The following is a 19,969-nucleotide window of genomic DNA, read 5'->3' as shown; positions in this document are numbered from 1 at the left end:
TCTCAATTAGAAGTTGGAAACGGCAGGTTTAGAGAACGTCGTCGAAGAACCCACCCTGGGGCGGCTGTGTACTTGGCTGGGAGCTCTGCGGAGTGGCCTTGGAGGGCGATGGAGACGCCGAGACACTCGTCGGGGCTTCAACGGGAGTCGGTGCCTCAATGCCGCCTGGCCCCTCGCCCAGTGGAGAGGCTGTCTCATCGTCGAGGTCCATCCACTCTGGGCGCTTACGGTTGTTGCGCTTGTCGTTGATACGGCAAAACTGGAAAGCGATTTCTACGAGCAAGACCAGTGCCAACGCCAAGACCAGCATGGAGAAAGGATCCTGGCCCGGGGTGACCACCGCTGCAAACACCATGATCACGACGATGACGATGCGGCGTTTGTCTTTAACGTGCTGGTACTCCAAAACGCCGACTAAATTGAGGCACACGATGAGCAGCGGGATTTCGAAGCTCACGCCGAAAATCATGAGCAGCGCCAGCAGGAAGTAGAAATACCGTTCGCCGGTGAGCGCTGCAGTTTGGTACTCAGAACCCATTCCCATGAGAAACTCGAGTCCTACAGAAAGGATGAAGTAGGCCAGCACAGCTCCAAGCACGAAGAGGACCACGGCGGAGGTCACGAAGAAAAAGGTGAAGCGCCGTTCGTTCTTATGCAGGCCAGGAACGACAAAGGCCCACACTTGGTAGAGCCAGATTGGTGAAGCCAAGACAACCCCAGCCAGTGCGCCAACCTTCATACGCAGCATCAGCATTTCAAAGGGGCTAGTAGCCAGAAGGCGGCATTCGCCGTCAGCAGTAAAGGAAACGCGACTTTCCTCAGGCAGCGAACAGTATGGTCCGCGAAGGATTTCGCCGAGCGGCGCTATGTTAAACGGGGCGTTCTGATACCAGACAAAGCCGATGATGGTGCCCACAATGAGCGCCAGCAGAGAGATGACGATACGCCTGCGTAGTTCTTGCAGGTGCTGAACTAGGGTCATCTCCCCGGTAGGGTTCTTAGGCTTGCGGCGAAGCTTTGAGGTCCATTTCTGCCTGCGAGACGTCGTCGTAGTAGTTGGTGGTGTGCTCCTATCGCTCAAGGCACACGTCCTCCCCTCTCAGGCAGAAAATTCTAGTAGTGGTGTGAGGACCGCGCCTAGTCTTGCGTGCCGTCAACCGGCTTGGTCGAGCGCGGCTGCATCTCTGGGCTATTCCAGAAGTCCTCGTCGTTCTTCTTCGATGTAGCGATCTGACCCTGCTCGTTAGTGGTGTTGTTCTCGTCCTTCATCTCCTTGACCTCGGACTTGAAGATGCGCATAGAGCGTCCCAACGAACGTGCTAGCTCGGGCAACTTTTTGGCGCCGAAGAGCAACACTACGATTAGGATGATGATTGCCCATTCCCAAGGTCCCGGCATGAGATTCCTCATTTCATTCTGTTAAGTGATTGAGTCACGGAATCACCTTTGTGAAAGCCGACCGTGCTCCCATTTACGAGCCACTAGTATAACGCTCCACGGCGCGTTTTCTATGCTGCGAAATCGTCTTAACCAGTTTCTCAGGCCCCACAACACGCAACCTATCGCCCTGACCAAGGGCAAAACGGCTAAACCAGTCTTCCGATCCGACCGGCATCGTCGCAGCTATGAGGCCATTTCCTAACTCTTCACCGAGAGTGATGTCATAGTGCTCTGCTAGCCAGGTGAACTCTTGGTGAATCTCAATCTGAGCGGTGAGAGTGTGATCTAGACCAAAGGGTGAATCGGGGTTGAAGTCCAACTCCCTCAAGTGAGGGGTCGCGGCAGCATCGAGAACCTCAACATTGTGCATGCGGTCAAGGCGGAACGTGCGGTGCTCCCCCGCTGGGTCATCCCACGCCGCCAGATAGGGTTCACCATCCACGATGAAGATACGAGCTGGGTGAACCGTGCGTTCGGTGGTGCGGTTAGAGGACCTGCTCCAGTACGTGAAACGTACTTGCTGGCGCTTGTCGACGGCCCTCGCAAGCGCCGCCTGCACCTCGGATTCCTCGGGGTCTGTGGTGGCCAGGGAATCGTAGATGGCGGCAGTCTTGTCATCCATAATGGCGCGCAACTTGGAAGCGGCGGAATGGACCGCGGAGACGTCGACAAGCCCCGGCATTGCTTCCAAGGATTCGAGGGTGAGCAGCAGCGCGCCGGCTTCCGTTGGCGTAAGGCGTAGCGCTTGGGTTAAGCCCTGGTCATTGTAGATTTCAATGCCATCGCGGTAGCTGAAGCTCAAATCAATGAGGTCTTCAGTATTGCGCCCCACACCGGAGCAAAAGAGCCTATCGATGGCGTCTTTAAGCTCCACGGGCGTCATCCCGAGGTCCTCAGCAGCTTCCATAGGACTCAGACCCGGATGGTTGCGCAGATACGGGATCAGGTTGAGGGAGCGCACGAGCGCCTGCAACTTGTGGGACTGATCAGCCATGGGCTTCTTCCTCCCTACCTTGGCGAAGCAAAAACAGGATGTCAGCGCGGACGTCCTCAGGCTCAAGGACAACAACGTCCGGTGCGTAGCCTGCGGCAGTGCGGATGAGCCAATCACGATCGACGTCGCAAAGCTCGACGCGCTCATCCGAGCGCCGCGTCCCCGCATCCACTAATTCCGCGGCCTGGCCTTGAGGTACCTCGAGCACCGCAGTGACGGTTTCACCTCGCTGTAGGGCTGCGACGACGAGGTCTTGCAGTGGTGCACTCTGCTCGAGATGCGTGGCCTCTTGGCGGGAACGGCGGACATCATCGATACGTGTAGCGCGAAAGGTGCGTGGAGCCTCACGGTCAGCGTCCCAGCCCACGAGGTAGACACGGTCACGGTGATTGACCAGGCCCCAGGGATCCATGAGTCGGCGCACCGGTTCGGAGGCCGGAGTGGCGTAGTAGTCAAAGGAAATGCGCACGCCAGCGCGGACGGCGGTGAGAACAGCCTTGACCAGCTCCGGGCTAAGCTTGGTCATGTCATTGACGGCCGTGTATACGGGTGCTCCAGAAAGGTCACGGGAAGCGCCCGAGGCAGCAATCTTGGTCCACGCGGACAAACTGAAGTCGCTAAGACCCCCAGGCGTGCCAATACCTCCGGCCACGCCAAGGACCATGGCTTCCTCGGGAGTGAAATCGACCGGCGGAAGCTGGTAGTCCTCCGGGTTGAGCCGGTAAAGCGGCCCCTCAGCACCACTGGAATGCACCACCGGCACACCGGCGCGCTGCAGTGTACGTATATCGCGGGAGAGCAGCTTGCTAAAGGCATCGTCGCTTTTGTCCTGGTAGCCCTCGACATGGCTGCGAATCCAAGACGCACTCCGGTCTGGAACACCTCCCTGGTGAGCGGCACCGTGCAACGCGAAGGTGAGGTTGGTGAGCCTTTCGATAGCCATATCCCGTGCAGGAGCCCGGGTGGCTGTGCGGTCAGTGGACGACGGCATAGTGCTAGGCTCCTTCAGGCTCAAGACGGCGGCTTTTCAATGGGGCGTGAGCTAAGCGCTAAACGCTGTGGTGCGAACGCATGTAGTCTAACAATCCATCCAAGCGCGGGTCCGCGGACACGAAGGGCTCGGAAAACTCTTCTGTCATGGGCTCTGGACGGTTGACCTTCATCCGTGTCCAATCCACCGTGATGGCCGCATTGAGCTCACGCGCGGTGGCAAGGAACTCACCGCGCAGCTTGGCACGCGTAGTCTGAGGCGGCTCCTCAACGGCAGCAGCGATGGCAGCATCATCAATCCAGCGCTTAACCATGCCTCGCTGCTCGAGCACGCTATAGAGCCCGCGTCCGGGGCGAATATCGTGGTAGGTCAGGTCAACTTGGGCCAGCTTGGGGTGGCTCCACTCCCCTCCTAGGCGGGTGCGGTAGCGCTCCAGAAGGCTTCGCTTGATGACCCAATCGATCTCGCGGTCAATTCCGGAAAAATCCTGGAGCTCGATGGCCGCGAGCGTACGCTGCCACAGGTCAACCACGCGTGCCATCTCCGCGGTAGGGGTACCGGCATCCTCGCGGTGGTCAAGCCAACGCGCAGCAGCATCGCACAAGGCCTGTTGGACCTCTAGGGAGGTGACCGTGGAGCCATCGTCAAGCGGCAGAGCCGTGCTCCCCGTGGGATCGAGAGCAATTGCGCGAATGTGGTGGATAGGATCCTGTACGGAAAACTGCGGTACGTCGAAGCCTGCCTCAAGCATCTCCAGCATCAGCAGGGCGGAGCCTACCTTAAGCGCCATTGTCGGTTCCGCCATGTTCGAGTCACCCACGATGACGTGCATGCGCCGGTAAAGCTTGGAATTGCCGTGGGGCTCATCGCGCGTATTGATGATGGGCCTTGATCGAGTCGTCGCCGAGGACACGCCTTCCCATACCTGGTCGGCGCGTTGCGACAGCACGAAACGTGCCGGCTCATCGCCCTTAGCCTTCTGGATCATTCCAGCGCCACAGATGAGCTGGCGGGTAATCAAGAACGGCAGCAGCGCCTGGCCCAAGTCCTTGAGCACAATCTGGCGGCCAATGAGGTAGTTCTCATGGCAGCCATAAGAGTTTCCAGCGGAGTCCACGTTATTTTTGAACAGGTAGACTGCGCGTTCTTCGCCTTGTGCGGCGAGAGCCTCTTCTGCTTGTCGAGCTAGGCGGTCCACCATCACATCACCAGCGCGCTCGTAGGCGATGAGCTGGCTCAAGCTATCGCACTCCGCCGTAGCAACTTCTGGGTGGGACCCCACATCGAGGTAGAGGCGCGACGCATTGGGAGCGAAAATATTTGAGGAAGAGTACTCCGCCACGACGGGGCGAAAAAGCAGGCGGGCAATCTCATCTGGGGACAATGCCCGCTGACCGGAAGCCGTTGAGGCGGTGATACCGTACTCGGTTTCAATGCCCATGATGCGCCGAGCGTATACAGGCGCAGTATCGGCGGTGTTCTCCACCTTTATTCGCCGCCCTTTTGGACGTAGGAGCGCACAAACTCTTCGGCGTTGGACTCCAGCAAGCCATCGATCTCATCGAGGAGATCGTCGGTACCAGCGGTGTTGATGCTGACCTGACCGGACTCGAACTCTTCGGCGTTTTCGCCGGAGTTGTTGCCGCCTCCGGCATTGATCTGGGATTGGTTGCCACTCATGGTGAAGGCTCCTTTCGTGAGCTACAAACGAGATGACGCAGGTTAAGACGCGCGCTCTAATACAACGTAGGGTACTCGATGGGCACGCCCAGCTGGCGTAGTCCCTCCACGAGTTCTTTCGCGTGCGCGCTGGATTCGAGCAGCGTGCCGACGTCTTCCCTCCCCAGCCGCGTGGTCACATCGAGGGGAACATGGGCAGCGCCAGACTCGGCGCCATTGGATTCGCCAACGTGGAATGTCAGCGATTGCCAGGAAGCGGCGAGGACGTCCTCACCAAACTTCTGAGTGGCGAGCCCGCGCAGGTAGGCGCGAGTATCACTCGGTGGATTCTCGGCGGCGTGGATAAGCTCCTCTTCGGTGACGAGCGTGCGCATCTGCCCTTTGCGCACGAGCGCGTGGTGCAGTGACTTGGCGGGATCGATGTCGGTGTACTGAAGATCGATGAGCGCGAGCTTGGGATCCTCAGGGGCGACACCACGGTCGAGGTAGCCCTTAATAAGGCGGTACTTGGCTACCCAATCCAGCAGGTGCGCAGCTTTCAAAGGGTCGTCAGCAAGAAGTGCCACAACCTCGTCCCAGGCAGCGAGAACCTTCTCATCTGCCACCGAGGTGGCGGTGACGCGTTCGCGGTAGTCACGGAGGATGTCGAGGGCGGTGAGGCGGCGGCCGTCATGAAGCACCAGCTCATGGCTCAAGGTGAGGTCGCGGCTGACACGCTGAACCTCTGCCACGGGATCTGCCAAGCGCAGGTCACTAAAGTCGATGCCGTCCTCGATGGCATCGAGCACAAGCGAGGTCATGCCGAGCTTGAGAAGATTCGAGGTCTGGGACATGTTGGCGTCACCAATGATGACGTGGAGGCGGCCAAAGTCTTCTGCCACCGCATGCGGCTCGTCGCGGGTATTGATAATGCCGCGGTTGAGCGTGGTTTCTAGGGAAATCTCGGTCTCGATATAGTCCGCGCGTTGGGAAATCTGGAAACCGGGTTCATCGCCATCGGGTCCTAGGCCGATGCGGCCGGCGCCGGTCACCACCTGGCGGGTCACGAAGAAGGGAATCAATCCCTGGGCAATGTCCTCAAAATCGGTGCCACGGGAGTACTGGTAGTTCTCGTGGCTGCCATAGGATGCACCTTTGCCGTCGACGTTGTTTTTGTAGAACTTCAACGGCGGGCACGGGTCGTGGTGTGCGAGGACCGAGGTGCCCTGGGCTGTGAGCTCGTTGACGGCGTCCGCGGCGCGGCGCAGGATGAGGTCCCCGGCGGCGTCGTACAGCATGGCATCCCACGCGTTTGTGCATTCTGGCGAAGAGTACTCCGGGTGCGCATGATCGACATAGAAACGGGCACCATTGGCGGTGACTACGTTGGCGACGCCGATCGCATTCGGATCTACGACGGGAACGGTGTGATAGCGCTTGAGATCAAACCCTCGGCTATCGCGCAGCGGGTGTTCCTCGCGGAAATCCCAGCGCGAACGTGCCCCGGTGTGCAGCGCGGCATAGGCTACGACGGCATGCGTTGAGGTCACGATGGGAGACAATGCTGGGTTTGACGGGGTAGCAATACCGTACTCGGTTTCAGTCCCCATGACTCGGTTGATACGGCTCATTGTTATGCTCCCATCACTTCGACGCCGGTGACGTGTGCGCCGGCAGAGGTTCCGGCGACGATCTTGGCCCATTCTTCCGGTGTGGCGGAAGTAGGCACATACTCGGATTCGGCCTGCTCCGCGGCGATGGCCTCGTGGAGGTGCTGTGCGGTAATTCCAGGACCAGTTCCATCGGCTGAGTCGAGCGCTTCTTTAAGGGCGAGTTTCTTCGCACGAGAGACGATATTGGCAATCATCGCACCAGAGACGAAATCGCGGTAATGCAGCACGCGCGGCTCAGTATTGGCGTAGAGCAGCCGAACGAAGGGGCGGTCAGCGTAGAGATCGTCCACGGCGGCGTCGATAAGCTCCGCGAGGTCCCCCTCGTGTGGCACCGTCTCTGGGAAGTGGCGGGCAAAGATCTCGCGCGCGCCGTCTTTCGTGGGACGGTTGATGCGAATCTTGATGTCGAGGCGCCCTGGGCGCATGATGGCCGGATCTATGAGCTCTTCACGGTTGGTCGCACCGATGACGATGACATTGTTGAGCTTTTCCACGCCGTCGAGCTCCGTAAGCAGCTGCGGAACCACTGTGGTTTCCATATCGGAGGACACGCCGGAGCCGCGAGTGCGGAAAATGGATTCCATCTCATCGAAGAAGATGATCACTGGGCGTAGGCTGCCGTCTTCGGAAGGCTCAGAGGCCAGCTCGCGGGCGCGTTCAAAGATGAGTCGGATGCGGCGCTCGGTTTCGCCAACATACTTGTTGAGCAGCTCCGGGCCCTTGACGTTGAGGAAGTAGCTGGGCGCAGTCGTGCCTAAGGAGGTGGACAGAGAATGCGCCACAGCCTTGGCAATGAGGGTCTTGCCGCATCCCGGGGGACCATAGAGCAGCACGCCTTTGGGCGGCTGAAGATCGTATTGGCGGTAGAGGTCTGGGTGGAGGAAAGGCAGCTCTACAGAGTCCCTAATCTGCGAAATCTGTTCATCAAGTCCGCCAATGTCATCGTAAGAGACGTCTGGAACTTCCTCGAGGGTCAGCTGCGCCACCTCAGTTTTGTGCACGCGTTCGGCCGCGACGGCGGACTTCGGCTCGATAAGAAGGGTATCGCCGGCGCGCACATTGTCCCGCAGGTGCGCGGCGAGCACAACGACCTGCTCCTCCCCTGCGGAGTTGGTGATGACTGCACGGTCGGTGCCGAGGCGCTCGTGAAGCGTGGCAAGCGAGCCCGTGTTGACCGGTGCACAAGCTTCCACCACAACGAAACCTTCGCCCAAGCGCACCTGCTGGCCTACCTTTAAAGAGCCAGGCTCGAGGTTGGGCGAAATCTTCACACGCATGACGCGGCCATTGGTATACACCTCGGCATCGCGGCGCGAATCGTGTGGCCGGCCGGAATAGCTTAGGAAGACTCCATACGTGGAGGCAGGTTCCGCCAAAGCGTCAACTTCAGCCAGAAGCTGCTGGAGCTTGACGCGCGCATCCTTCAACAAGGCGGCGAGCTTGGTGTTGCGCTCAGAGAGTTGATCTATCTGCCGGCGCAACTGGGTGTGCTCGGAGGCGTTGGTGGCATCGTTCATAGGATCCACCCTAGCGCGCGGGCAGGCCCTTACCCCCTACTTTCGTGCGCGGCGCTGTGGGCGGGGCGGCGTGACGCCGTCGGCAAGCCGGCGCGTCCAAATAAGGAAGGCCGTGTGGGCGTTCATGCGGTGCTCCGGGCGTGTAGCTAGGCCCTCCACCTTCCACTCGCGCACGAGTGACTCCCACGCCTTGGGCTCGGTAAAGCACTTAAGCTCACGGATGCCTTCCATCACCTTCATAAGCTGTGGCACGGTGGCCACATAGGTCATGAACACGCCACCCGGAATGAGGATGTCACGTACCTTTTCAAGATGCTCCCACGGCTCGAGCATGTCGAGGATGACGCGGTCCACAGGGCCGTCCAGATCCTCGACGGTCACATCTGCCAAGTCCCCCAGGCGCGGGCTCCACCACTCGGGCTGCTCGCCGAAGTATTCCTTGACGTTGTCCACGGCGTATTCGAGGTGATCATCGCGGACTTCATAGGAGTACACGTGGCCCTGTGGGCCCACGGCTCGCAGCAACGTCATGGACAACGCACCGGACCCGGCACCGGCCTCCAGCACGCGGGCACCCATGAAAATATCGCCTTCGACCAGGATCTGTGCGGAGTCCTTGGGGTAAATCACTGCTGCACCGCGCGGCATGGAGAGCACGTGATCCACCATGAGGTGGCGGAAGAGCAGGAAGGAGCTGCCCAGGGTGGAGTCGATGACCGATCCTTCATCGAGCCCGACGATGTCATCGTGATTGATGATGCCCTTGTGCGAGTGGAACTGGCCTCCCTCTTCGAGGACGATGGTGTAGTGACGGCGCTTAGCATCGGTGAGCTGCACGCGGTCGCCGTAGCTGAAGGGGCCAGAATATGCCATAGCGTTAAGGACCTTTCACAAGTGAGGGAGGGATGTCCGGGTTAACCCACCAAGTATGCCTCAAGAGCCTGCCCGAGCCATAGTTGGTCACGTTCGCCCACAAGCTCGCGGGCGGAGTGCATCGACAGCATCGGCACACCGACATCCACAGTGGGGATACCCAAGCGCGTGGCGGAGATAGGACCAATCGTGGAACCACACGGCACATCATTATTGCCCACGAAGCGCTGGTACGGAACACCTGCGCGGCGGCACGCGTCCTCCCAGAGGTTCACCGTGACAGCATCGGAGGCATAGCGTTGGTTGCCGTTGATCTTGGTCACTGGACCCTGGCCGATGATCGGGTGGTGCGTAGGATCGTGCTTGTCCGCATAGTTCGGATGCACCGAGTGCGCTGCATCTGCTGATACACAGCTGGAGCGGGCGAACATTTGGAAACGCTGTTCCTCGTTCGCGCCGAGCGCACGCGCGGTCCGCGTGAGCACGTCTCCCAGGATGGGGCCGCCGGCACCATATCGGGAGGAGGAGCCGACCTCTTCGTGGTCAAATGCGGCCATTACCAGGATGTCTTGGTTGTTAGGCGCTGTGCTTGACGACGCCACTCCAACCATCGCCCGCAGTGAGGCATGAACGGAGGACAAATTATCCATACGCCCGGCAGCGATGAGCTTCTCCCCCGCGCCGAAGACCTCCCCGCGCTGGGCATCCGCAGTAATGAGATTGAAGGAACCAATGTCATCGGGTTCAATGCCGAGCTGGTTGCCGATCACGCCCATCACGGAGGTCTCCGGCGTACCTACGGAGAGCACCGGCTGCATGTGGCGTTGACGGTCGGGCTTGAATTCATCCTTGCGGTAGAGGTGGATGGCCAGCGACGGCAGGCGCAGGAGTGGACCAGTGTTGACGAGGTGGCGGGCACCATCCTTAGTCAAAACTTGACCGCCCACGGTGAGCTCGCGATCAAACCAACTGTGCAACAAAACGCCGCCATAGACTTCCACAGCTACCTGTTGCCACCCAGCGGAATCGAAGTCCGGAGTGGGCTTGAGGGCAAGGCCTGGGGAGTCGGTATGAGAACCGATGATGCGGAATCCGGACTCCGGGCTAGCTCCTTCCGGCACATACCACGCCATGACTGCGCCTCCCCGCACCATGACGTGTCCACCGGGTTCGGCTGACCACTCCTCGTTTTCCTCCTGGCGGCGAAATCCCGCCTCCGTCAGCTGGCGCGCTACTTCTTCAGCAGCATGGTAGGAGGAGGGGCTGGCAGCGATGAAGTCGAGAAAGTCTTTCGTGGTATCCGTCGTAGTCATACCTTCTAGCTTGCCACGGTTAGCAGCAGTGCGTCCTCAAGTATGCGCAGCAGGGTTTTCATGAGCCGTGCGCTAGGCTAGGCAGCATCATGCCGAAACGACTAGCCCTCTCCCCTTCCCGCGCGTCCGACTACAACCAGTGCCCTTTGCTCTATCGCTTTAGGGCTATTGACAAACTCCCTGAGCCCAAGACCAGGGCGCAGGTCAAGGGAACGCTGGTTCATGCTGTTTTGGAAAATATGCATAAGCTCCCCCGCGCGGAACGTGACTACCCGGCCGCAGTAAAGATGATTAAGCCGGAATGGTCCACGATGATTGAGGCCGACCCTGATTTGAGGGAGCTCGTCCCTGCCGAGGAAGAACTAGACTTCTTCGTCGAGGCACGTGAACTGGTCAAGGGTTATTTCCAGATGGAGAACCCACAGGGCTTCGATGCCCACGAGTGCGAGATGTACGTGGATACGGTTTTGCCCAATGGTGTGCCCGTCCGCGGCTTCATTGATCGCGTTGATGTAGCACCCACCGGAGAAGTACGTGTAGTGGACTACAAGACCGGTAAAAAGCCTCTTCCCCGGTATTCACACGATGCGCAGTTCCAGATGCGTTTCTATGCACTCGTGTATTGGCGGCTTATGGGCACGATTCCGGCGCAGTTGCGCCTGATGTATCTCAAGGTGCTGGACTCAATGTTCCTTACCCCAGGGCCCGAGGAACTCGAATATTTCGAGCGTGACTTGGGTGAGCTCTGGGCGAAAATCGAAGGTGATGGCAAGGCTGGCGTTTTTCGCCCCAAGACCTCGAAGCTGTGCGGCTGGTGCTCATTTCAGGACCTGTGCCCGGCCTTTGGCGGAACGCCGCCCGAGTACCCCGGCTGGCCGGAGTAGAACGGTCGAATAGCCGCTCTACTAGCGTCCACACAACCCAGCCGCACCGGGCCTAGCCTTAAAACAGGCCGGAAATCGTTCCATCTGCAGCAACATCGATGTTGTTCGCTGCTGGCTTCTTAGGCAAGCCCGGCATGGTCATCACATCACCCGTCAACGCCACGATGAAGCCGGCGCCAGTGCGCGGCTGGAGCTCGCGGACGTGCAAGGTATGTCCCTCCGGTGCACCGAGTTGGCTCGGGTCGTCAGAGAAGGAGTACTGGGTCTTAGAAATCACTACTGGGTAGTTTTCCCAGCCGTTGTCCTTAATGTACTTCAGATCCTTGAGAGCCTTGGAAGAGTACTCAACGTTCTCAGCGCGGTAGATCGTGGTGGCAATGGTCTGGATAGACGCCTCAATGCCCTCTTCAGGATCGTAGAGCTGCTTCGAGCTGCCCTCAGAGAGATTCTCGAGCAACAGCTGTGCAAGGTCGATTGCGCCCTCGCCACCTTTGGCCCAGACATCAGCCTCCTCGAGAGCGACACCGAATTCCTTGGCCCACTGACGCATGAAGTCACGCTCCGCGTTGGTATCGCTGCCGAACAGGTTGAGGGCAACAACTGGGGTCAGTCCGAAGCTGCGGAGATTCTCTACGTGGCGCTCGAGATTGACCACGCCCTTCTTCAACGCGTCAAGGTTCTCTGTAGTGAGTTCCTCGCGCGGCTGGCCACCGTTGTATTTCTGCGAACGAATAGTGGCCACAACCACGGCACCGGCTACATCAAGATCACCAAAGCGGGCCTTGATATCCATAAACTTCTCGCCGCCGAGGTCAGCGCCAAAGCCAGCTTCAGTCAGGACGATGTCACCAAAGCGCATTGCAGTCTGGGTTGCGAGCAGAGTATTGCAACCGTGGGCGATGTTGGCGAAGGGGCCTCCGTGGACGAAGGCCGGCGTCCCAGCCAAGGTCTGTACCAGGTTTGGGTTAAGTGCGTCCCGCATAAGCGCAGTCAAGGCACCTTCGGCATCCAGTTCGCGCGCTGTCACTGGCTTCTGGTCGTAGGTGTAGCCCACCGTGATGTCACCAAGGCGCTTCTTCAGATCAGCGAGGTCCGTAGCAAGACCCAAGATTGCCATGATTTCAGAGGCTGCCGTAATGGTGAAGCCAGTCTCCCCCGGCACGCCGTGGGCCGGTCCGCCCAAACCAGTAACGACGTTGCGCAGGGCACGGTCGTTGACGTCGACGCAGCGCTGCCACGTTACGCGACGCGGATCGATGTTGAGCGCATTGCCTTGGTGGATGTGGTTATCAATGATGGCTGCCAACGTGTTGGTGGCAGCAGCGATAGCATGAAAGTCACCGGTGAAGTGGAGGTTGATGTCCTCCATAGGCACAACCTGTGAATATCCACCACCTGCAGCGCCGCCCTTGATACCCATGACGGGACCCTGGGATGGCTCACGCAGAGCGACAATAGCCTTGTTGCCTAGTGAGGCAAGGGCATCAGTGAGGCCAATGAGAACCGTCGATTTACCTTCGCCGGCCGGAGTTGGCGACACACCAGTGACGAGAACAAGCTTTCCTTTCGTGGGCATGTCCTCGATCTGGGTGATATCCACTTTGGCCTTGGTGTGGCCGTATGGAATCAGTGCTGAATCTGGAATACCGGCGCGGGCAGCGATCGAAGTAATCGGTTCCAGTTGGTGGGCTTGGGCAATTTCAACGTCTGAAGGTTGCGTACTCATGCCCACCAGTTTAGCGCGGTGAGGGGCCGATTTTTAGCGTGCTCCGGCTAGATAATGACGGCGCCGAAGACGTAGCAGAGAACAATCGACAGAACGATGTTCAGCACGCCCGGAACGATGAATGGGTGGTTGAAGACTGCCTTGCCAATACGCGTCGAACCGGTATCGTCCATCTCCACTGCTGCGAGCAGAGTCGGGTAGGTCGGCAGGATGAACAGTGCGGACACTGCCGGGAAGGCAGCAACAGCGGTAAGTGGGTTAACACCAAGCGCCAACGCAGCCGGCATGAGGGCCTTGGTGGTGGCTGCCTGCGAGTACAGGAGAGCCGCAGCGAAGAAGAGAACGAGTGCCAGCAGCCACGGTGCCGATGCGATGACTTCTCCGGAAAGCGCCTGGATATCCTCCATATAGTGGTTAATCAGTGAGGTGCCCAGCCAGGCGACGCCCAGCACGCAAATACATGCGGACATACCGGACTTGAAAACCGGGGTATTGAGTACATCGCCGGCCGGAACCTTAGTCAGCATCACAATCAGGGTTGCTGCGGTAAGCATCACCGTCATGATGGCCTCATTGCGCGGCAGCGTTGGCTCCTCGATGAGTCCCACCTGCGACGAGGTCAGCGTAGCCCACAGCATGACGATGACGATGGCCACCAGGAAGATGATGACGGAAGACTTCGCACCCTGCACTGGGCTGTAGTTGGAAGCTCCTTGCGAAAGCTTGACGAGGCCCTGTTCCTTACGCTGCTGGTATACGGGATCGTCCTCAAGTTCAACACCCGCGCGGTTGGCTACCCATGCTGCCGGGAAGATCGAGAGGAACGTTGCAGGGATTAGAACGGCCAAAATCTGGAGGTAGCCCACGCCCATTGGCTCAAGCAACGAGGCCAAGAGGACGACTGCTGCAGAAATCGGCGACGCACAGATCGCCATCTGCGAAGCTACAACAGAAATGGACAATGGACGGGACGGGCGAACCTTTCCTTCCTTGGCCACCTCGACAATGACCGGGAGGGTAGAAAAGGCGGTGTGACCAGTACCGGCAAGTACGGTCATGAGCCAGGTAACTACTGGTGCATAGAAGGTGATTCGCTTTGGATTCTTACGAAGGAATTTCTCGGCGAGATAGACCAAGTAATCCATACCGCCCGCGCGCTGCATGGCAGCGATGGCGGCGATAACGGTCATGATGATACCGATGACGTCGAAAGGAATGTCTTCGCGGGTAATGGGAACGCCGGTTAGACCGAGAACCAAGACGCCAAGACCACCGGCCATACCGATTCCGATGGAACCGATTCGGGCACCCAGGTAAATCGCCGCTAGGACAATAAGAATGTGCACAACAACCATTGTGTGACTCCAATATTCGCAGCAGTACTGCAAGACAAGGTGGGTAAGTCGCGCCCTACCCGATGCCTGTGGGGTCAAGCACGACAACTGACTGTTTTTATTCTGCCCTATTTGAGCGAAAGAATGAGTACTTAAGCCCGATTGTGTCCACCTACACACCCGTAAGGAGGTTCCCCCTTCTCTCCTCCCCTCTTCTTTTCCGCATACCGCAAAGAGTTGCCCGAAAAATCTCGGCGTATCTTTGCCCAACCATCGAAGAGACGAATCAGCGCCCGCACACGCCAGTTATGGCGGTGCGAGCGCTGGAGGTAGCAGCCCTTGACACCCTCACGTGCAGGGGGGTGTCAACGCTGTGATTTACTCGTCAACGTAAAGCTGGCCACGGAACTCTGGGTGCATCAGGTTCTCAACAGACAGCACACGGTTGAGGGTCTCTTCGTCGAGCAGGCCCTTCTCCAGGACCAGTTCCTTGACGCCCTTGCCGGTCTCGAGGGATTCCTTGGCAATGAGGTCACCATTGTGGTGGCCGATGAACGGGTTCAGGTAGGTGACGATACCGATGGAGTTCTCGACGTAAGCACGGCAGACGTCAGCGTTGGCGGTAATACCCTCAACGCACTTCTCACGCAGGGTATCTACGGCATTGCCCATAATGCGGATGGACTGGAAGAGTGCTTCACCGATAACCGGCTCCATGACGTTGAGCTGGAGCTGGCCGGCTTCAGCAGCCATGGTCACGACGTGGTCGTTACCGAAGATCTTGAAGCACACTTGGTTGACAACCTCTGGGATAACCGGGTTGACCTTACCCGGCATGATGGAGGAACCAGCCTGACGCGGTGGGAGGTTGATCTCTGCCAGACCAGCGCGCGGACCCGAGGACAGAAGGCGCAGGTCATTACAGATCTTGGCGAGCTTCATGGCGGCACGCTTGATCGTGGAGTGCAGAAGCACGTAAGCACCGCAGTCAGAGGTTGCCTCGATGAGATCGCGAGCGGTCTTGATTTCCAGACCGGTGACCTCAGACAGGGCGGCGGTGACCTGGTGGCGGTAGCCAGCCGGCGTATTCACACCGGTACCGATGGCGGTTGCACCCAGGTTGATCTCGAGGAGACGCTTCTGAGAATCGCGCAGAATGGCCTGCTCCTCCGCAAGATTGTGAGCGAAGGCCTTGAACTCGTCACCGAGAGTCATCGGAACGGCGTCCTGGAGCTGGGTGCGGCCCATCTTCAGGATGTCGTAGAAGTCGTTGCCCTTGGCATGGAAAGCGGCCTGCAGGGCATCGATACGGTCAATGAGGTCCTCCATGGCGTAGTACAGGCCTAGGCGGAAGCCAGTCGGGTACGCATCGTTGGTGGACTGAGACATATTGACGTCATCATTAGGGTTAATGACGTCGTAGGCGCCCTTTTCCTCACCGAGGTGCTCAAGTGCCAAGTTAGCCACGACCTCATTGGTGTTCATGTTGAGGGAGGTGCCGGCGCCGCCCTGGAAGACATCCAGCGGGAACTGATCCATGCAGCGACCCTCTTCCAAGATCTGGTCACACGCCCAGATGATGGCTTCTGCCTTCTTCTTTGGCAGTACGTGAAGGCGGCGGTTGGCCATTGCGGTGGCCTTCTTAACCTGAACCATGCCGCGGATAAAGTCCGGAATGGTGTTGATGGTTACGTAGGAAATCTGGAAGTTCTCAATTGCGCGCAACGTATGGACGCCGTAGTACGCGTTGTTGGGAACCTCCATGGAGCCGAGGAGGTCGGTTTCAGTACGAGTCTTTTTGGTGCTCGTAGTCTTCGGGGCCTTATTCGTGGCCTTCTCCTCAACCTCAGACTTGGCGGCCTTGGTCTCGGTCTGAGCATCCTTCTTAGTGGACTTTGCCATGATGGCTGACTCCTTGCATATAAATCGAAGAACGACGGTGGTCACCCTTCATCGTAGCCAGGAGTACGAATAAAATGTTTGGAATCTGCCCCTAAAATCGGGCAATACGGAGATCTGACGCGAGAATTGCTTCAGCTCCGAGCTCGGCAAGGCTGTCCATGACCTGGTTAGCCATCTTGCGGGGAACCATCACACGGACTGCTACCCATCCTTCACGTGCCAACGGGGAAATTGTCGGACCTGTTAAACCGGGCGTGACAGCTTCGACATCCGGGAGATTCTCCTTGGCCACATTGTAATCGAGCATGACGTAGTGACGGGCGTTGAGGATGCCGCGAATACGGCCGAGCACAACGTTTTCTTCATCGTTCAGTTCTTCCCCCGCGCGTTTTATGACAACAGCTTCCGATGCCACAATGGGGTCACCGAAAGGCGCGAGACCCTGCTGGCGAAGTGTGGCTCCCGTCGAGACGACGTCGGCAATCACATCGGCCACGCCCAGGTGGATGGAAATCTCGACCGCTCCGTCAAGGCGGATGACCTCTGCCGAGATGCCATTGGCAGCCAAGTGGTCGCGGACAACGTTGGGGTACGAGGTGGCAATACGCTTGCCCTGCAGCTTGGCCACAGTCCATTCTTCACCAGCGGGCGCTGCATACCGAAACGTGGAAGCCCCAAACCCAAGGTTAAGCACCTCGTTGAACTTGGCGCGGGAGTCTTGGGCAAGGTCACGGCCCGTAATGCCTAGGTCAAGCACGCCTTGAGCAACGTAGATGGCGATATCCTTGGGGCGCAGGAAGAAGAATTCAACGCCGTTCTCCTCATCAACGACGTTGAGAGACTTATTGTGTCCGCGGCCTTTGTAGCCTGCCTCCTTGAGGATTTCGAGAGCAGACTCGGACAGGGAACCTTTGTTGGGAACAGCAATTTTTATCATGGATGTGGCTTTCTCTAGAGGTAGCGGTAAATGTCGTCGAGCTTCAGGCCGCGCTTATGCGCCATGACCTGCAGCCAATACAGCAGCTGTGACATTTCCTCAGCGAGTTCCTCATCGGACTGGTATTCCGCGGCGATCCATACCTCACCAGCCTCTTCGATGATCTTCTTGCCCAGATGGTGAATGCCTTTGTCAAAGGCCTCCACGGTGCCAGAGCCTTCAGGCCTCGCGGTGATCTTCTGGGACAATTCCTCAAACAGGCTCTCAAAATTCTTCACAAGCGCATATTCTTCCACACCGCTGCATAGAATTCTGCTCTCCGGCCGAAATTGATACTGCCGAACTCTATGTGGTGTTAGCGCTGGATGCGGGTGAACCAGGAATACACATCGTCGGCAGTAGCACCTACAAGGTGACGCGCAGAATGCAGGTGGGAAATCTCGGTTGCTTCTGGTGGAACCTCAACGTGGTCACCTTCAGGAAGAGCGATGACGACACAGCCGGCGTCGACAGCCGCACGCATTCCGGCAGCAGAGTCTTCAAACACGAGGCACTCCCCTGGTTCTAGGCCGAGTCGGCGTGCGGCCTCGGCATACATATCCGGAGCAGGTTTGCCATGGGGTACCTCGTCACCGCATATGGTGTCCACAAAGTAGCTGCGGCCCAGCGCCTCAATAGCAGAATCCGCCACATAGCGTTCCGTATTGGTCGTCACCATCATCGGCATGCCGTGTGACTTGAGTTCGCTGAGCAGCTCAGGAACGCCAGGGAAAATCTCGAGGTGTTGAGCAAACAGCGATTTAACGTAGTCAAACATGAGCGTGCGATAGCGCTCCGTATCGCCTGGCTGCAAAGTCACGCCAGCCTTATCGGCGCAGATATCCAGCGTGTCCTCAAAGGTCGCGCCCACAGTGGCAAGACGCTCAGTTGGCGTGAGACGGCGTCCCAAGCTCTCTGAGAGATGGAACGTGGCCTCTTCCCACAACGGCTCGGAATTGGTAAGTGTGCCATCCATATCCCAGAAGATTGCGGATGGTCGACGAATCTGCACAGTCAATTAGAAGTCTAGCTCCGGAAGCTGCGAGAGGGCCTCATCGTCGGCGCCTGTGGCAGCCGAGGCAGAGTGAATAAGCTCGGTCAGCTCTTCCTTCTCCTCTGGCTCCAAAACAGCATCGGCATTCTTACGGTTGAAGGCTCCAAGCTTCTCTACTGATGGCTTCACTGCAGCGCTCAGAATCGGACCTTCTGGGTCATCTGGAAGCTTGTCCAAATTATCGAGGAAACCTTCGATAATCTCCTTCAGTTCCGGGAGGACTGCGGCATCGAAAGGTGCCTCCCAGAACTCCTTCTCATCCTCCTTGAGGTAATCGCCGGTGGCGAAGGATTGAAGGTTAGAAATGAACTCGTCAACGGTGGGCTGGAATTCTGCGCGAATGCTCATGAGCTAGATAATGCCTGAAGATCTCTAGAGGCGCACGCCCAACAGAGAATTAACTGCGGTGCGGATGAGTGAGGCAGCGTCTGCAGTGCTCTCTTCGCTGGTATCAGCGCTTTCATTGATTGCCTCAGCTGCCCAGGCGTCAAGGGTTTCAAGCGCTCGTGGGGTGTCAAGATCGTCGGCCAAAGCTGCTCGCACATCCTGGATTACCGTCTGCACGGACTCCACAGAGCGTGGGCTCTTTGCGGCAGCACGCCAGTGCGTCAAACGCTCTTGAGCGGCACCAAGCACCTCATCAGACCAATCACGGTCTCCGCGGTAGTGGCCGGCATACACTCCGAGACGGATCGCAGAGGGGTCCACGCCAGCTTCAACTAGCTTGTGCACGAAGACGAGGTTTCCCAGTGACTTCGACATCTTCGTGCCCTCCAGTCCAATCATGCCGGAGTGGACGTAGACCTGTGCCATGCGTTCAACCTGGAGTGCAGCTTCTGCGTGGGCTGCGGAGAACTCGTGGTGCGGGAATTTCAAATCAGAGCCACCACCTTGAATCGTGAAGGTGGAACCAAGCCGGTTGGTGGCAATAGCAGAGCACTCGATGTGCCATCCCGGGCGGCCAGGACCGAAGGGAGACTCCCAGGCGGGTTCGCCGTCACGGTGTGCCCGCCAAATCAGAGCATCAAGGGGGTCACGCTTGCCGGGGCGGTCGGGGTCACCGCCACGCTCGGCAAAGAATGTCTCCATCTGCCCGCGCGAGTAGTTGGACTCATAACCAAAGTTATCCGTGGCCTGGATTGACGCGTAGACATCGGGATACTCTGGGTCATCGACGGTGTAGGCCGCGCCGACGTCGAGAAGCTTCTGCACCATCTCCGTAATCTCATCAATAGCTTCCATCGCTCCGATGAAATGCTGCGGTGGGATCACAGACAATAGCTCCATATCGGAGCGGAAGAGATTAATCTGCGAAGTACCCAACTCGCGCCAATCCACGCCATCGCGCTCGGCCCTTTCAAAAAGTGGGTCGTCGACGTCGGTGATGTTTTGCGCGTAGTTGACCTTATAGCCGTTGTCCAGCAGCTGGCGATAAATAAGGTCAAAGGTAAGATACGTTGCCGCATGGCCCAAATGAGTGGAGTCGTACGGCGTAATGCCACAGACGTATATGCTGGCGGTATCACCCGTGATGTCTACCTTTGAGACAACCTCATCGGCCGAATCATAAAGGTGAAGCGGGGCGGGAGTGCCAGGTACAGAATCGACGTGGGGTGTAGGCCAAGAATGCATG

19 protein-coding genes are annotated in these 19,969 nt (G+C 58.3%); 1 reads left to right on the top strand and 18 read right to left on the bottom strand.

Annotated features, from left to right (window positions below; genetic code table 11):
• Nucleotides 1-28 precede the first annotated feature (28 nt).
• From tatC to HMPREF2875_RS06130, 10 genes are all read right to left on the bottom strand, one after another.
• Complete coding sequence (gene tatC / locus HMPREF2875_RS06175; RefSeq protein ID WP_070671270.1) at nt 29-982, bottom strand: twin-arginine translocase subunit TatC; 954 nt, start codon at nt 980-982, stop codon at nt 29-31.
• Nucleotides 983-1,137: 155 nt separating this feature from the next.
• Complete coding sequence (gene tatA / locus HMPREF2875_RS06170) at nt 1,138-1,398, bottom strand: Sec-independent protein translocase subunit TatA (RefSeq protein ID WP_070671268.1); 261 nt, start codon at nt 1,396-1,398, stop codon at nt 1,138-1,140.
• A 73-nt stretch (nt 1,399-1,471) separates the two neighbouring features.
• Entirely contained in the window at nt 1,472-2,434 is a 963-nt protein-coding gene (locus HMPREF2875_RS06165) for a helix-turn-helix transcriptional regulator (protein WP_070671266.1), read from the bottom strand.
• Nucleotides 2,427-3,425 (bottom strand): helix-turn-helix transcriptional regulator, encoded by a 999-nt coding sequence (locus HMPREF2875_RS06160; protein WP_070671264.1) that lies wholly within the window; start codon nt 3,423-3,425, stop codon nt 2,427-2,429. The genes HMPREF2875_RS06165 and HMPREF2875_RS06160 overlap by 8 nt, the downstream gene beginning before the upstream one ends.
• Nucleotides 3,426-3,483: 58 nt before the next feature.
• Nucleotides 3,484-4,866, bottom strand: coding sequence for a Pup--protein ligase (pafA, locus tag HMPREF2875_RS06155; protein WP_070671394.1), 1,383 nt, complete (start codon nt 4,864-4,866; stop codon nt 3,484-3,486).
• Between the two features lie 47 nt (nt 4,867-4,913).
• A complete protein-coding gene (locus HMPREF2875_RS06150) occupies nt 4,914-5,105 on the bottom strand; it encodes a ubiquitin-like protein Pup (RefSeq protein ID WP_070671263.1) in 192 nt (63 codons plus the stop codon).
• A 56-nt stretch (nt 5,106-5,161) separates the two neighbouring features.
• On the bottom strand, nt 5,162-6,706 hold the full coding sequence (dop, locus tag HMPREF2875_RS06145) for a depupylase/deamidase Dop (RefSeq protein WP_070671392.1): 1,545 nt from the start codon (nt 6,704-6,706) through the stop codon (nt 5,162-5,164).
• Between the two features lie 11 nt (nt 6,707-6,717).
• Nucleotides 6,718-8,274, bottom strand: coding sequence for a proteasome ATPase (gene arc / locus HMPREF2875_RS06140; protein WP_070671260.1), 1,557 nt, complete (start codon nt 8,272-8,274; stop codon nt 6,718-6,720).
• Between the two features lie 36 nt (nt 8,275-8,310).
• Nucleotides 8,311-9,147, bottom strand: a complete 837-nt coding sequence (locus HMPREF2875_RS06135) for a tRNA (adenine-N1)-methyltransferase (protein ID WP_070671258.1) — start codon at nt 9,145-9,147, stop codon at nt 8,311-8,313.
• A 41-nt stretch (nt 9,148-9,188) separates the two neighbouring features.
• The gene (locus HMPREF2875_RS06130; protein WP_070671256.1) at nt 9,189-10,460 is read right to left on the bottom strand and encodes a M18 family aminopeptidase; all 1,272 of its coding nucleotides are present in this window, start codon (nt 10,458-10,460) and stop codon (nt 9,189-9,191) included.
• Nucleotides 10,461-10,549: 89 nt separating this feature from the next.
• Here HMPREF2875_RS06130 and HMPREF2875_RS06125 point away from each other — a divergent pair, with 89 nt between their 5' ends.
• Nucleotides 10,550-11,344, top strand: a complete 795-nt coding sequence (locus HMPREF2875_RS06125; protein ID WP_070671254.1) for a RecB family exonuclease — start codon at nt 10,550-10,552, stop codon at nt 11,342-11,344.
• A 58-nt stretch (nt 11,345-11,402) separates the two neighbouring features.
• Here the strand turns inward: HMPREF2875_RS06125 and HMPREF2875_RS06120 are convergent, their stop codons facing one another.
• From HMPREF2875_RS06120 to mshC, 8 genes are all read right to left on the bottom strand, one after another.
• Nucleotides 11,403-13,070 (bottom strand): formate--tetrahydrofolate ligase, encoded by a 1,668-nt coding sequence (locus HMPREF2875_RS06120; RefSeq protein WP_070671252.1) that lies wholly within the window; start codon nt 13,068-13,070, stop codon nt 11,403-11,405.
• A gap of 47 nt (nt 13,071-13,117) precedes the next feature.
• The gene (locus HMPREF2875_RS06115; RefSeq protein ID WP_070671251.1) at nt 13,118-14,425 is read right to left on the bottom strand and encodes an anaerobic C4-dicarboxylate transporter; all 1,308 of its coding nucleotides are present in this window, start codon (nt 14,423-14,425) and stop codon (nt 13,118-13,120) included.
• Nucleotides 14,426-14,782: 357 nt separating this feature from the next.
• Nucleotides 14,783-16,306, bottom strand: coding sequence for an aspartate ammonia-lyase (gene aspA / locus HMPREF2875_RS06110; protein WP_070671249.1), 1,524 nt, complete (start codon nt 16,304-16,306; stop codon nt 14,783-14,785).
• 91 nt (nt 16,307-16,397) lie between these two features.
• Nucleotides 16,398-17,243 carry an ATP phosphoribosyltransferase gene (gene hisG, locus HMPREF2875_RS06105; RefSeq protein WP_070671247.1) on the bottom strand — a complete coding sequence of 282 codons (846 nt, stop codon included), beginning with the start codon at nt 17,241-17,243 and terminating at the stop codon, nt 16,398-16,400.
• A 14-nt stretch (nt 17,244-17,257) separates the two neighbouring features.
• Complete coding sequence (locus HMPREF2875_RS06100; protein ID WP_070671245.1) at nt 17,258-17,521, bottom strand: phosphoribosyl-ATP diphosphatase; 264 nt, start codon at nt 17,519-17,521, stop codon at nt 17,258-17,260.
• Nucleotides 17,522-17,598: 77 nt separating this feature from the next.
• The gene (locus tag HMPREF2875_RS06095) at nt 17,599-18,300 is read right to left on the bottom strand and encodes an HAD family hydrolase (RefSeq protein WP_256389705.1); all 702 of its coding nucleotides are present in this window, start codon (nt 18,298-18,300) and stop codon (nt 17,599-17,601) included.
• Nucleotides 18,301-18,684 (bottom strand): hypothetical protein, encoded by a 384-nt coding sequence (locus HMPREF2875_RS06090; RefSeq protein ID WP_070671239.1) that lies wholly within the window; start codon nt 18,682-18,684, stop codon nt 18,301-18,303.
• Nucleotides 18,685-18,708: 24 nt separating this feature from the next.
• Nucleotides 18,709-19,968, bottom strand: a complete 1,260-nt coding sequence (gene mshC, locus HMPREF2875_RS06085) for a cysteine--1-D-myo-inosityl 2-amino-2-deoxy-alpha-D-glucopyranoside ligase (protein WP_070671237.1) — start codon at nt 19,966-19,968, stop codon at nt 18,709-18,711.
• Between the last annotated feature and the right edge of the window lies 1 nt (nt 19,969).

Source organism: Corynebacterium sp. HMSC078H07 (assembly GCF_001812805.1).
Lineage (GTDB): Bacteria > Actinomycetota > Actinomycetes > Mycobacteriales > Mycobacteriaceae > Corynebacterium.
This window is presented reverse-complemented; position numbering and strand designations above follow the sequence as displayed.

Excerpts from the sequence above, each read along its gene's own strand:
- aspA (WP_070671249.1), bottom strand. The coding sequence starts at position 16,306 with ATGGCAAAGTCCACTAAGAAGGATGCTCAGACCGAGACCAAGGCCGCC.
- HMPREF2875_RS06120 (WP_070671252.1), bottom strand. The coding sequence starts at position 13,070 with ATGAGTACGCAACCTTCAGACGTTGAAATTGCCCAAGCCCACCAACTG.
- HMPREF2875_RS06150 (WP_070671263.1), bottom strand. The coding sequence starts at position 5,105 with ATGAGTGGCAACCAATCCCAGATCAATGCCGGAGGCGGCAACAACTCC.
- tatC (WP_070671270.1), bottom strand. The coding sequence starts at position 982 with ATGACCCTAGTTCAGCACCTGCAAGAACTACGCAGGCGTATCGTCATC.
- arc (WP_070671260.1), bottom strand. The coding sequence starts at position 8,274 with ATGAACGATGCCACCAACGCCTCCGAGCACACCCAGTTGCGCCGGCAG.
- tatA (WP_070671268.1), bottom strand. The coding sequence starts at position 1,398 with ATGCCGGGACCTTGGGAATGGGCAATCATCATCCTAATCGTAGTGTTG.
- HMPREF2875_RS06115 (WP_070671251.1), bottom strand. The coding sequence starts at position 14,425 with ATGGTTGTTGTGCACATTCTTATTGTCCTAGCGGCGATTTACCTGGGT.
- HMPREF2875_RS06125 (WP_070671254.1), top strand. The coding sequence starts at position 10,550 with ATGCCGAAACGACTAGCCCTCTCCCCTTCCCGCGCGTCCGACTACAAC.
- HMPREF2875_RS06160 (WP_070671264.1), bottom strand. The coding sequence starts at position 3,425 with ATGCCGTCGTCCACTGACCGCACAGCCACCCGGGCTCCTGCACGGGAT.
- hisG (WP_070671247.1), bottom strand. The coding sequence starts at position 17,243 with ATGATAAAAATTGCTGTTCCCAACAAAGGTTCCCTGTCCGAGTCTGCT.
- pafA (WP_070671394.1), bottom strand. The coding sequence starts at position 4,866 with ATGGGCATTGAAACCGAGTACGGTATCACCGCCTCAACGGCTTCCGGT.
- HMPREF2875_RS06130 (WP_070671256.1), bottom strand. The coding sequence starts at position 10,460 with ATGACTACGACGGATACCACGAAAGACTTTCTCGACTTCATCGCTGCC.
- HMPREF2875_RS06135 (WP_070671258.1), bottom strand. The coding sequence starts at position 9,147 with ATGGCATATTCTGGCCCCTTCAGCTACGGCGACCGCGTGCAGCTCACC.
- HMPREF2875_RS06090 (WP_070671239.1), bottom strand. The coding sequence starts at position 18,684 with ATGAGCATTCGCGCAGAATTCCAGCCCACCGTTGACGAGTTCATTTCT.
- HMPREF2875_RS06165 (WP_070671266.1), bottom strand. The coding sequence starts at position 2,434 with ATGGCTGATCAGTCCCACAAGTTGCAGGCGCTCGTGCGCTCCCTCAAC.
- mshC (WP_070671237.1), bottom strand. The coding sequence starts at position 19,968 with ATGCATTCTTGGCCTACACCCCACGTCGATTCTGTACCTGGCACTCCC.